General features: G+C 71.8%; 10 protein-coding genes. 7 read left to right on the top strand and 3 right to left on the bottom strand.

Annotated features, from left to right (window positions below):
* The first annotated feature begins 31 nt into the window (after nucleotides 1-31).
* The 3 genes from AB0F77_RS01335 to AB0F77_RS01325 all read left to right on the top strand — a co-directional run bounded on the left by AB0F77_RS01335 (nucleotide 32) and on the right by AB0F77_RS01325 (nucleotide 3705).
* A complete protein-coding gene (locus AB0F77_RS01335; protein WP_361939435.1) occupies nucleotides 32-1279 on the top strand; it encodes an Ig-like domain-containing protein in 1248 nt (415 codons plus the stop codon).
* 133 nt (nucleotides 1280-1412) lie between these two features.
* On the top strand, nucleotides 1413-2882 hold the full coding sequence (locus AB0F77_RS01330) for an ABC transporter permease (protein WP_361939432.1): 1470 nt from the start codon (nucleotides 1413-1415) through the stop codon (nucleotides 2880-2882).
* A 139-nt stretch (nucleotides 2883-3021) separates the two neighbouring features.
* On the top strand, nucleotides 3022-3705 hold the full coding sequence (locus tag AB0F77_RS01325; protein WP_361939429.1) for an ABC transporter ATP-binding protein: 684 nt from the start codon (nucleotides 3022-3024) through the stop codon (nucleotides 3703-3705).
* 33 nt (nucleotides 3706-3738) lie between these two features.
* Here AB0F77_RS01325 and AB0F77_RS01320 read toward each other — a convergent pair whose 3' ends face one another.
* Entirely contained in the window at nucleotides 3739-4632 is an 894-nt protein-coding gene (locus AB0F77_RS01320; RefSeq protein WP_361939654.1) for a helix-turn-helix transcriptional regulator, read from the bottom strand.
* A gap of 190 nt (nucleotides 4633-4822) precedes the next feature.
* On the opposite strand from AB0F77_RS01320, the gene AB0F77_RS01315 reads away from it, so the two are divergent.
* From AB0F77_RS01315 to AB0F77_RS01305, 3 genes are all read left to right on the top strand, one after another.
* Complete coding sequence (locus AB0F77_RS01315) at nucleotides 4823-5869, top strand: NAD(P)-dependent alcohol dehydrogenase (protein ID WP_361939426.1); 1047 nt, start codon at nucleotides 4823-4825, stop codon at nucleotides 5867-5869.
* Nucleotides 5870-6114: 245 nt separating this feature from the next.
* Nucleotides 6115-6882 (top strand): NAD(P)H-binding protein, encoded by a 768-nt coding sequence (locus AB0F77_RS01310; protein ID WP_361939423.1) that lies wholly within the window; start codon nucleotides 6115-6117, stop codon nucleotides 6880-6882.
* A gap of 161 nt (nucleotides 6883-7043) precedes the next feature.
* A complete protein-coding gene (locus AB0F77_RS01305) occupies nucleotides 7044-8663 on the top strand; it encodes a phosphodiester glycosidase family protein (RefSeq protein WP_361939420.1) in 1620 nt (539 codons plus the stop codon).
* Between the two features lie 128 nt (nucleotides 8664-8791).
* Here AB0F77_RS01305 and AB0F77_RS01300 read toward each other — a convergent pair whose 3' ends face one another.
* Entirely contained in the window at nucleotides 8792-9898 is a 1107-nt protein-coding gene (locus tag AB0F77_RS01300) for a serine hydrolase domain-containing protein (RefSeq protein WP_361939417.1), read from the bottom strand.
* Between the two features lie 159 nt (nucleotides 9899-10057).
* Nucleotides 10058-11290 carry an MFS transporter gene (locus AB0F77_RS01295; protein ID WP_361939414.1) on the bottom strand — a complete coding sequence of 411 codons (1233 nt, stop codon included), beginning with the start codon at nucleotides 11288-11290 and terminating at the stop codon, nucleotides 10058-10060.
* 438 nt (nucleotides 11291-11728) lie between these two features.
* Between AB0F77_RS01295 and AB0F77_RS01290 the strand changes: the two genes are divergently transcribed.
* Nucleotides 11729-12571 (top strand): hypothetical protein, encoded by an 843-nt coding sequence (locus AB0F77_RS01290; RefSeq protein ID WP_361939411.1) that lies wholly within the window; start codon nucleotides 11729-11731, stop codon nucleotides 12569-12571.
* Nucleotides 12572-12577: the final 6 nt, after the last annotated feature.

Genomic DNA, 12577 nt, shown 5'->3' with positions numbered 1-12577 from the left:
CGCGGATTCGGCAACGATGGAGAAGCGTGTGATGACGGACAGTAAGCGGCGCAAGGGCCTGATGGCCGCGTCCGCACTGCTCGGCGGTGTGCTGGTGCTCACGGGCTGTTCCGGTGGCGACGCCAACGCCTCCGGCGGTGGCGGCGACACCCCACAGTCCAAGGTCGACGAGGCGGCGGCCCAGAAGTCCTCCGTCGCCGAGATCTCGATCACACCCAAGGACGGCTCGAACAACGCGTCCATCAACAACTCGGCCGCCGTCACGGTCAGCAAGGGCACCCTCACGTCCGTCGCGATGACGACGGCCGACGGCACCGCCGTCCAGGGCCAGTTGTCCGCGGACAAGACCAGCTGGAAGCCCAGCGTCCAGCTGGAGCGCTCCACCACGTACAAGGTCGCCGCCGAGGCCAAGGACTCCGACGGCCGGATCGCCCACGAGAACGGGTCCTTCACCACGGTCTCGCCGGCGAACAGCTTCATAGGCAACTTCACGCCGGAGGACGGTTCCACCGTCGGCGTGGGCATGCCCGTGTCGATCAACTTCAACAAGGCGATCACCAACAAGGCGGCCGTGCAGAAGGGCATCACGGTCACCTCCAGCAGCGGCCAGGAGGTCGCCTGCCACTGGTTCAACGCCAACCGCATGGACTGCCGTCCCGAGCAGTACTGGCAGGGCAACTCCACCGTCACGATGAAGCTCGCCCTGGACGGCGTCGAGGGCGCCCCCGGCGTGCTCGGCGTGCAGCAGAAGACGGTCACCTTCCACATCGGCCGCAACCAGGTCTCCTACGTGGACGCCAAGACCAAGGAGATGAAGGTCACGCAGGACGGCAAGACCGTCCGCACCATCCCGATCTCCGCCGGCTCGCCCGACAACAAGACGTACCAGGGCCAGATGGTGATGTCGGAGAAGTTCAAGGAGACGCGCATGAACGGCGCGACCGTGGGCTTCACCGACGACGACGGCAAGGGCGAGTACGACATCAAGGACGTGCCGCACGCCATCCGCCTCACCAACTCCGGCACCTTCATCCACGGCAACTACTGGGGCGCGAAGTCCATCTTCGGCTCGGTCAACACCAGCCACGGCTGCGTGGGTCTGTCGGACACCAAGGGCGCCAACGACCCGAACACGCCCGGCTCGTGGTTCTACAGCCACTCGATCGTCGGCGACGTCGTGGTCATCTCCAACACCGGCGACAAGACCGTCGCCCCGGACAACGGCCTCAACGGCTGGAACATGAGCTGGTCGCAGTGGAAGGCCGGCTCGGCCGCCTGACCCGCGCCCGCCCGCAGCAGCACGACGGTGCCGCCCCTCCCCGGGGCGGCACCGTCGTTTTCACGGGGTGTTCTCATCCGTCTCTTATAGCCGCCTTATCGAGTCATCAGGGTCCGTACCTAGCTTGCGGGCCATGTTCTTCACCTACCTGAGGCGCGAACTGCGCCGCCGCAGAAAGGCGGCCCTCGTCGTCGCCTCCGGTCTCGCGCTGGGCATCGCACTTGTCATCGTGGTCACCTCCGTGTCCAGCGGCATGGGGAAGGCCCAGGACAAGGTCCTCCAGTCGCTCTACGGCCTCGGTACGGACATGACCGTCACCAAGGCATCCGCGCCCACCGCGAGCAGTTCGCAGCGGCCCCGCTTCCAGTTCGACGCGCGCGGCTCCGGCGACACCTCCACCCAGAGCAGCGACCGGGTCACGGTGCAGGGCTTCACCACCCTCGCCTCCTCGACCGTGACCCAGGTGGCGGGCCAGAAGGGGGTTTCGGGCGCCGTCGGCGGGCTGAACCTCCACGTCTTCAAGGTCAGCGGCCAGTTCACCCGCGGCCAGTTCCAGCAGAACGGCGGCGGTGGCGGATTCCAGCGCGGCGGCGGCGCCCCGCAGGGCGAAGTTCAGGGCGGCGGCGCCAACTTCGACATCAACCAGTACACCGTCTACGGCACCGACGTCACCAAGTCGGCGCTCGGCCCGCTGACCTCCTCGAAGATCACCAGCGGTCGTACGTTCACGGCGGACGAGACCGACGCCAAGGTGGCCGTCGTCGACTCGGCGTACGCCAAGGAGAAGAAGTACGCGGTCGGTTCGACCGTCACGATCAAGGACGTGAAGTACAAGGTCGTCGGCATCGCCACCGCCGACAGCGGTGACTCGGCCGCCAACCTGTACATCCCGCTCCAGCAGGCGCAGACGCTGGCCGACCAGAAGGACAAGGTCACCACGATCTACGTCAAGACGGCCGACTCCCAGCAGATCGACACGGTCAAGAGCGCCATCCAGAAGAACGTCTCCGGTACGACGGTCACCACCTCCGCCGACCTCGCCAAGACCGTCTCCGGCTCCCTGTCCACCGCCTCCAGCCTCGCCACCAGCGTCGGCAAGTGGCTGTCGATCACGGTGCTGGTGGCCGCGTTCCTGGTCGCCGGGCTGCTCACCTCCTCCGCGGTCTCCCGCCGGGTGCGCGAGTTCGGCACGCTGAAGGCGCTGGGCTGGAAGTCGGGCCGGGTGACCCGGCAGGTGGTCGGCGAGGCCGTCGTCAACGGACTCGTCGGCGGCGCGCTCGGCATCGCCCTCGGTCTCGCGGGCGCCTACGTCGTCTCCGCGATCAGCCCGACCCTCCAGGCGCAGCTCGGCGCCGGCGGGGGCAACGCCGGCGGACCGGGCGGCGGGGGCGGCGGCTTCGGCGGCGGAGGCGGCGGCGGTTTCGGGGGCGGCGGCCGGCAGACGGCGCGCACCCTGGAGGTGGCGCTCACCGCACCGGTCAGCGCCACGACGATCGCTCTCGCGGTGCTCCTCGCGGTGGCCGGCGGACTGATCGCGGGCGCGTTCGGCGGCTGGCGCGCCTCACGGCTGCGCCCGGCGGACGCCCTGCGCAGGGTGGAGTAGCGGCCCGTACGCGACTTTGTCACAAGGGATGCGACGAACGCACCCCTTCAGGGGCGCGGGGAACTGCGCGACCAGCCCCCACTCACCCGCACTCGACGAAAACCCGCACCCCCGAACCGCCAAAGAGGAGCCAGAACATATGTACGACCTCAGAAACGTCACCAAGCGCTACACCCGGGGCAAGGACACCGTCCACGCCCTCGACGACGTCGACCTCACCATCCCCGACGGCGACCGCCTGGTCATCCAGGGTCCCACCGGCGGCGGCAAGTCCACCCTCCTCCAGATGCTCGGCGGCCTGGACCGGCCGACCTCCGGCGAGGTGGTCCTGGACGGCACCGACCTCGCCAAGCTGTCCGAGGCCCGGCTGACCAGGGTCCGCAGCGAGAGCATCGGCTTCGTCTTCCAGTCGTTCAACCTCATCCCCACGCTCACCGCGCAGGAGAACGTCGAGACCGCCCTCGTCCCGCTGGGCGTGAAGACCAAGGAGCGGCGCGAGCGGGCCGCCGAGGCGCTGACCTCCGTCGGCCTCGGCGAACGCCTCGGCCATCTGCCCGGTGAGATGTCCGGCGGCCAGCAGCAGCGCGTCGCCATCGCCCGAGCCCTCGTCAAGCAGCCCAAGGTGCTGCTCGCCGACGAGCCCACCGGCAACCTCGACGAGAGCATGCGCGACGAGATCATGGACGTGCTCGAACGCATGTGGAAGGAGCACGGGCTGACGTTCGTCATGGTCACCCACGACTCCGCGATAGCCCGCAAGGCCCCCAGGCTCGCGACCATCCGCAAGGGCCGCATCACCGTCAAGGAGAACGCCGGCGCCTGAGACCGGCGCCCGGCCCGCCCCGGCGGCACGGTCTCACCCCGACGGCACGGTCCGTGTCGCGTCCGTCCCCCAGCTGCCCAGCAGCCGCAGGGCCTCCGCCGACGGGGAGGCGGGCTCGGGGTGGTAGACGACCAGGGACTGGTCGCTGTCGTCGGTCACCTTGAAGGACTCGTAGTTCAGGGACAGCTCGCCCACCAGGCAGTGGTGGAAGCGTTTGACGCCGAAGCTCTTCTCCTTGACGTCGTGCGTCGCCCACAGCCGGCGGAAGTCCGTGCTCTTCACGGACAGCTCCCCGACGAGCGCGGACAGCCGCGGATCGTCGGGGTAGCAGCCCGCGTCCATCCGGAGCGCGCACACGATGTCGATCGCCTTCTGCTCCCAGTCGACGAACAGGTCCTGGTAGTCGGGGCGCAGGAACACCAGCCGCGCCCAGTTGCGCTCCGCGGGCGGCAGCTCCGCCCAGTCGCCGAACAGCGCCGCCGCCATCCGGTTCCACGCCAGGATCTCCGCGCGCCGGCCGACGACGTACGCCGGGACGCCGTCCATCGTGTCCAGCAGCTGCCGCAGCGACACGCGCACCTGCTGGGCCCGGCCCGCCGGCTTCTTCTTGTGCTGCTTCGGCTTCGCCAGATGCGTGAGGTGCGCGTGCTCGGCGTCGCTCAGCCGCAGCGCCCGCGCGATCGAGTCCAGCACCTCCGCCGACACGTTCCGCCCGTTGCCCTGTTCGAGGCGGGTGTAGTACGCCACGGACACCCCGGCCAGCTGCGCCAGCTCCTCCCGGCGCAGCCCGGGCACCCGCCGGTGCCGGCCGAAGTCCGGCAGCCCGACGTCCCCCGGCTTCAGCCGGGCCCGCCGGGTGCGCAGGAACTCGCTCAGCTCGGCACGCCGGTCCAGGGTCCGGCCGGCCGGTTCGGCCTGTACGTCCATGGACTCCATGGGGCCAGTATCGGTCGTCCCGCGCCGTCGTACGCCCGCCAGCCTGACCCCGCCAGTGGTAGGAACCCTGGACGTAGGCAGAGGTGTGGTCTGGGTGACGGGCGCGGGCGCGGGCACGCTGGGGGAGCGGCCGGTGGACAAGAGAGCCGGACGCGAAACCCCACAAGGAGAGAACTCCGGAATGACCACTGTTGCTGCGTACGCCGCGCCCGCCGCGAAGGCCCCGCTGGAGCGGACCACGATCGAACGGCGCGCGGTGGGCGAATTCGACGTCCTGATCGACATCAAGTTCGCCGGTATCTGTCACTCCGACATCCACCAGGCCACCGAGGGCTGGGGCGAGGCGATCTTCCCGATGGTGCCCGGTCACGAGATCGCGGGCATCGTCTCCGAGGTCGGCCCGGGTGTCACCCGGTTCACCGTCGGCGACCGCGTCGGCGTCGGCTGCATGGTCGACTCCTGCCGCGAGTGCGACAACTGCAGGGCGGGCCTGGAGCAGTACTGCTCCAAGGGCGCCACGATGACCTACAACGGCATCGGCAAGGACGGCGAGCCCACCTACGGCGGCTACTCCGAGAAGGTCGTCGTCGACGAGAACTACGTCGTCCGGATCCCGGACGGCCTCGCGCTGGACGAGGCCGCGCCGCTGCTGTGCGCGGGCATCACCACGTACTCCCCGCTGCGGCACTGGAACGCGGGCCCCGGCAAGAAGGTCGCCGTCGTCGGTCTCGGCGGGCTCGGCCACATGGGCGTCAAGATCGCGCACGCGCTCGGCGCCGAGGTGACCGTGCTGTCGCAGTCCCTGCGCAAGAAGGACGACGGGGTCAAGCTGGGCGCCGACCACTACTACGCGACCAGCGACCCGCAGACCTTCGAGGACCTCAAGGGCACCTTCGACATCATCCTCAACACGGTGTCCGCGCCGATCGACTTCGCCGCCTTCCTGTCGCTGCTGCGCACGGACGGCGCGATGGTCAACGTCGGCGTGCCCGAGGAGCCGGTCGAGATCCTGCTGTCCTCGGTGATGGGCAACCGCCGCACCCTGAGCAGCTCCGGCATCGGGGGCATCCGGGAGACCCAGGAGATGCTGGACTTCTGCGCCGGGCACGGGCTCGGCGCGGAGATCGAGGTCATCCGCGCCGACCAGGTCAACGAGGCGTACGAGCGGGTGCTCGCGAGCGACGTCCGCTACCGGTTCGTGATCGACACGGAGACGATCACGGCCTGACCACCCACCGAGGGCCCCGGCGGTACTCCCCGCCGGGGCTCTTTCCGTGCGCTTGGCGTGCTCGGCCTTCCGCTGCCCTTGTGACGGGCTCGCGGGCGGGTGCGCGGTGCTCCTTCCGCCGCCCTGTCACATCCCTTCTTCGCCGGGGGTCAGGGGAGCGGAGGGGGACCACCGAAGGGTCCCGGTCCGACGAGGGAGCGGCCGTGCCCGGCGAGGCGGCGGCCGTGTCCGACGAAGGAGGAGCCATGAACGCACCGACCCCGATCCTGGTCACCGGCGGCACGGGCACGCTGGGCGGCCATGTCGTCCCGCTGCTGCGCGCGGCCGGCCACGACGTGCGCGTCCTCAGCCGGCACGCGCGCCCGTCGGCGGACGGCGTCCACCAGGTCACCGGCGACCTGCTGTCCGGCGACGGCGTCGAGGCGGCGGTGGCCGGCACGACGACCGTGCTGCACCTGGCCGGGGGCCCCAAGGGCGACGACGTCGCAACCCGCAACCTGGTGCGGGCCGCGACCGCGGCGGGCGTACGGCACCTCGTGTACATCTCGGTCGTCGGCGCGGACCGCGTGCCGCTGGCGTGGCTGCGCGCCAAGCTGGAGGCGGAGCGGGCCGTGGCCGGGTCGGGCATCCCGTGGACGACACTGCGGGCGGCCCAGTTCCACGACCTGGCCCTGACCATGGTCGAGAAGATGACCCTGCTGCCCGTCCTCCCGGTGCCCGGGGGCCTGCGCCTCCAGCCGGTCGACGCACGCGAAGTCGCCACACGGATGGCCGAGTTGACGCTCGGTGAGCCGTCGGGCCCGGTCCCCGACCTGACCGGTCCCCGGGTCTACGACATCCGCGCCCTCGCGGCCCCCTACCTCCGCCTCCGCGGCAAGCGCCGCCCCGCCCTCCCGGTCCGCATCCCCGGCAAGGCGGGCCGCGCCTACCGAGCGGGCGCCAACCTCACCCTGAAGGACGCCGACCAAGGCAAGCACACCTGGGAGGACTTCCTGGAGGAACGCCTGGGCTGAACCGGGGAGGACTCTGCGGGGCCGATCGTTGTTCGCCGGTCTCTTTCCTGGGCTTCACATGGGTGAGTGGCGGTGGTCGTGGGCGTTGTCTGGGATGGGGCGCGCACACGGCCGCAAGACATTGCCCCCACCGGCCACCGCGCTCCAGCCGTGAGGAAGTCATGAACCACAGTCGCCGTACTCCCCGCGTGCGCGCCGGCCTCGGTGCCACCGCCGCCGTACTCGCCGTCGTCGCCCCCACCCTCGTCCCCGCCGCCGCGCAGGCCGACACCGCGCAGGCGGGCACCGCGCGGCACGGCGCGGCGAGCGCGCAGTGGTCGACCGAGACCGTCGCGCCGGGCGTCCAGGTCCGTACGGGAACCGTCCGCAACGACACCACCCCCACCTGGACGGTCGCCGTCCAGGCCCCGGCCGTCAGCAGACTGACCGGCGCCGCGACCTGGTCCGAGGTCGGCACCCGCGACTGGGCCGACACCACCGCCGACAAGCTGCGCGCCGCCGGCCACGACCCGCGCGTGGAGAGCGTCCGCTGGCCCGGCTACGCCGACACCCCGCAGGGCCTGATGGGCCTGCGCGTCCGTGTCGGCTCCTTCCCCACCCAGGCCGCCGCCCAGACCGCCGCCACCGCGCTCACCTCGGCCGGCTTCCACACCGCCGTCACCTGGACCGGCTACGACGCCCAGGTACCGGCCGACCGCGAGAACATCCACGTCGCCGTCGTCGACCCGCGCGTCTTCAAGGGCACGATCGAGGGCACCCACGACGGCAACGTCGCCCAGCGCGCGACCACGTCGTCCGTCGCCGCCCGCCTCGGCTCCCTGGTCGCCGTCAACGGCGGCTTCTTCGTCACCTCCAACGCCGACGGCGTCCAGGGCACCATGTCCGGCCTCGGCGCCTACGACGGCCGGCTCGGCTCGATGGCGGCCGGCTCCCGCGCCGCGCTGATCCTCGGCGACGGCGGCCGGCACATCCGCGTCGCCGACCTGACGACCACCGTCACCGCCCGCGCGGGCCGGTCCTCGTACGCCGTCCAGGGCGTCAACCGGGTGCCGGGACTCGTCCGCGACTGCGGTCGCCCCGGCGCCTCCCCCAGCGACCTGCCCTGGCAGGACGTCACCTGCCGACTGACCGACGACCTGGTGCAGTTCACGCCCGCGTTCGGCGCCGACCTGCCCACCGGGCCCGGCGTCCAGGCGGTCCTCGACGGGTCCGGCCGCGTCGTCTCGGTCGGGGCGCGCGGCGGACGGGTGCCGGCGGGCGGACGGGTCCTCCAGGGCATCGGCTCCGCCGCCGACTGGCTGACCGCGCACGCCGCGCCCGGCAGCCGGGTCCGCGTCGACGAGGTCGTACGCGACACCAGCGGCCGGCGGGTCGAACTCGACGGCGACGACTCGATCGTGAGCGCCGCGCCCACCCTCGTGAAGAACGGCCGGGTCGACATCGACGCCGCGGCCGAGGGCGTCGTCGACCCGAAGGACCTGTCCTTCGGCTACGCGTGGGCCAACGTCCGCCAGCCGCGCACCATGGCGGGCGTCGACAAGGACGGCCGGCTGCTGCTCGTCACGGTCGACGGCCGGCAGACCGGAGGCAGCGAGGGCTTCACCATCCGTGAGGCGGCCGACTTCATGCGCTCGCTCGGCGCGGTGCAGGCGCTGAACCTGGACGGGGGCGGCTCGACGGCGATGGCCGTGCGCGGCGCGCTCGTCAACAACCCGTCCGACGCGACGGGGGAGCGTCCCGTGGGCGACACCCTCCAGATCCTCCCGACCCGCACCCACTGAACGAACCGCCGAATCCCTTTCCGGGCGTGTGCCGCTCCGCCCTCCACCGGGGCGGAGCGGCACACACCACTGGGGCGGAGCGGCCCACCCCGCTCACGCCCCCTCCCGCGCTTCGCCCGCCCTTCGCATCAGGCGCGCAGGCCCTTGAGGCCGTCGTAGGACGACATCACCAGTTCCAGGCCGCGGGTGTCGTTTCCGGGTTCGCGCATCTGGTTGGTGACGTACGCCACCGTCATACGGCTGTCGGGGTCGACCATGACGAGGGAGCCGCCCCAACCGCCCCAGCCGAAGGTGTTGCCGAACAGCCCGTAGCCCAGCCCGTAACGGACCGGCATGCCAAGCAGGCGGTCCTCGCCGTTGAACTGCTCCTCCCGCGCACGGTCGCAGCCCGCCGGCGACAGCAGCCGTACCCCGCGCACCGCGCCTCCGCAGGCGAGCACCGACTGCACGAGGGCGACCGAGCGGGCGTTGCCGTAGCCGCTCGCCGCGGGGATCTGCGCGCGACGCCAGGCCGTGCTGTTCCCGTCCCGGAGCCGTACGGCCGTGGCGCCGGAGGCGGACGTGCTGCCGCCGGGCGCGCTCGCGGCGTAGTCCTCGTCCCGCGACGGCGGCGGGACGGCGAGCGCCACCCGGTGGTCGTGCTCGGCGGGCAGCCCGACGTGGAAGTCGGCCCCCAGCGGTCCGGCCACCTCCTCGGCGAAGAACTCGCCCACGCTCCGGCCGGTGATCCGCCGTACGACCTCGCCCACGAGATACCCCTGCGTGAGCGAGTGGTAGCCGGCCGCGGTCCCCGGCTCCCACTGCGGGGCCAGCGCCGCCAGCCGCGCGGTGGCGGCCTGCCAGTCGTAGAGCTCGTCGATCGGCCCGTCCCAGTCGGGCAGACCCGCGGTGTGCGAGAGCAGGTGCCGTACCAGCACCCCCTCCTTGCCCGCCGCGGCGAACTCGGGCCAGTACCGGGCCACCGGCGCGTCCGGGTCGAGCTCACCGCGGTCGGCCAGGATCAGCGCGCACAGGGCCGTCATCGTCTTGGTGACGGACCAGACACCGGTGATCGTGTCCCGCTGCCACGGGTTCGTGCGGTCCGCGTCGGTGAAACCGCCCCAGACGTCCACCACCGGCTCGCCGTCCACGAAGACCGCGACCGAGCCGCCGACGTCCCCGGCGTCCAGCAACCCGGCCAGCATGTTCGGCACCGCCGTGAAGAGTTCGTCGTACGAGCCCTGGATATCCGCCATGCGCCGTATTACCGCGCATCGGGTCGCCCGGGGGCAAACGAATTTCCGGCCCGGACGGGCCTGTTGGACCCTCCTGCCGACGGCCGTCTTGCCGTCTTGCCGTCTTGCCGTCTTGCCGTGTTGCCGTGTTGCCGTGTTGCCATCGTGCCGTCGGCCGTGTCACCGAGCCCCCGGCTCCGGACGGGTCGGCTCCTCCTCCGGCGGGCGGAGCAGGCGCGGGCCGGCCAGGCTCTGGAGCGCCATGGCGCCGGCGGCCGCGGCGGCGACCGCGAAGCCACCGCGCGGCCCGAGCGCGTCGATCGCCCAGCCGGAGACCGCGGCCGAGGCGGCCGAGCCCGCCGCACTGGCGGAGCCGAGCCAGGAGAACGCCTGGGTCAGGACGGTCCGGTGGACGGTCGACTCGGTGAGCACGGAGAACAGCGCCAGGAGGGGCGGGACCGCGGCACCGGTCACCACCACGACCAGGGCGAGCCCGAACGGCGAGCCGACCGTGAGCAGGAGCAGCGTGCCGAGCGCCAGCACACCGGTCGCCACCGTCAGTTGCGCCGGGGCCCTGGTACGCCACCGGCGCAGCCCGTAGAGCCATCCGGCCAGCAGCCCGCTGCAGTTGGAGACGGCGAGGACCGGGGCCGCGGCGTCGGGGGCGCCGTGCTCCACGACGAAGGCGGTCACCGACACCTGCATGGCGCCGAAGTAGAGCCCGATGGCGAGATTGAGGCCCATCAGCAGGAAGACCGCGCCGCGCAGCAGCGACCGGTCCTCGCGGGCACGGGCGACGCCGTCGGCCGCCGGCGGGGGCGCGCTGCCGTGCTGCGCGGCGAGGAGCAGCCCGCCGGCCACCGACAGGGAGGCGGCCAGCACGATGCCGAGCACGGGGTGTCCGGCCGCGGCGAGTGCGCTGACCAGCGTCGGCCCGACGAGGTAGGCCGTCGCGTTGGTGAGGGACTCCAGGGCGAAGGCGGTGGGAAGCTCCGCCGCCCGGCCGGTGCGCAGGAGCGCCGCCCAGCGGGCCGCGGACAACGCGCCGAGCTGCGGAACACCGGCCCCGACCAGTACACCGCCCAGGACCAGGAGGGGGATGGGGGCGTCCGCGGCGAGCAGGGACACGAGGACGGCGACCGCGAGGGCGTGGGCGAGCAGCGCGGGCGGCAGGACCCGGGTCTGCCCGAACCGGTCGACGAGCCGGGCCAGTTGAGGCGCCCCGAGCGCCTCGGCCACCGCGAACCCGCCGCCGACCAGGCCGGCGGTGGCGAAGGTGCCGGTGCGGCCGTGCACGAGCCAGACGATGCTGAGGCCGGTCATCGCGACGCCGACGCGTCCGAGCGAGGCCGGCAGGAAGAAGGCCGCCGCGCCGGGGGTGCGCAGCAGGGAACGGTAGTTCGCCGATGACACGGCGAGTCCTGTTCGCCGCCCGGCGGGACGGGCCACCTGGGTCGTCGGTGTCCGAAGTACCGACCCGTGGTCACCGCCTGGAACCGTCCAGTGCTGGCACGGAGGGGGACACACACCCCGCGCCGACTCCGTCACCGGGCAGACATCTCGATGTGCTGTTGGTGGTTGCGAATCACGAGCATTCTGGACGCGGGGGCGGACGATGTCCACCGCGATCAGCACCGCGCCGGTCACGGCCGGGACAGCCCTTCGGGTGAGCCGTGTGTGTCGCTCTCCGGCCGTCCGACGACCCTTCGTTAGGCTCGCGCCGCTCCACAGGTTCCGATCCGTACGGAGGGCAGGACGGCGAGGATCAATCGCGAACGCCTCGCCAGGACGCTGACGTTCTGGCTGCGCCCCGCCTTCGCGTTGCGGGTCGTCAACCGCTTTCAGAAGATCGTGGGTTTCGACCGCTCGATGGCCCTGGCGTCGAGCGCGCTGACGGCACTGGTCCCGCTCTCCGTCCTCGTCGGCACCGTGCTGGGCAGCTTCGTGCACTACGACGCCGCAGAGCGGATCATCAGGCGCTACAACCTCACCGGAGCGGGCGCCACGGCGGTCAGCTCCCTCTTCTCCCCGGCCGAAGGCGCCGAGGTGAGCGTGGGTGTCTTCGGGGTGGTGTTCCTGACGATCTCCGTGCTGAGCTTCGCGCGGGCGTCGCAGCGACTGTTCGAACAGACGTGGGAGCTGCTGCCCCTCAGCGTGCGCAACACGCGCAACGGCTTGTGGTGGATCCTGACGCTCGGTGCCTACGCCGTGGTCACCGGCCTGCTCTCCGCGGTCACCGGCAGGAGTTGGCTGGGTCTGGCGGCCTCGGCCTGCCTGGTACTGGTGACCGCCGTGTTCCTCGTGTGGAGTGGCTGGATCCTGTCGGCGAAGCGGATCGGCCGACCCGACCTGCTCCCCTTCGGCATCACCGCGGCCGTCCTGACGGCGGCCTACTCGGTGGGCGCGAGCTTCTACCTGCCGCGACTCTTCAATTCCTACGCGTCCCGCTACGGGGTGGTCGGCGCCGTCTTCGCGATGATCTCGGCCATCTTCGCGGCCATGCTCATCATCGTCGCGTCGGCGGCACTGGGACGGGAAGTCTCCGACGAACTCGACCGCATCCGCCAGGGCCACCGCCCGTCCGAACACGAGGTCCGCCGACAGTGGAACAGCGTGGTCGACCAGACCCGCTCCCGCTGGCACACGGCAAGAAAACAGGTCTCACACCACCGCGACAAGAACCCGAACCACTGAGACCGG

The sequence above is a fragment of the Streptomyces sp. NPDC026672 genome, assembly GCF_040638185.1.
In the GTDB taxonomy this organism is placed as follows: domain Bacteria; phylum Actinomycetota; class Actinomycetes; order Streptomycetales; family Streptomycetaceae; genus Streptomyces.
This window is presented reverse-complemented; position numbering and strand designations above follow the sequence as displayed.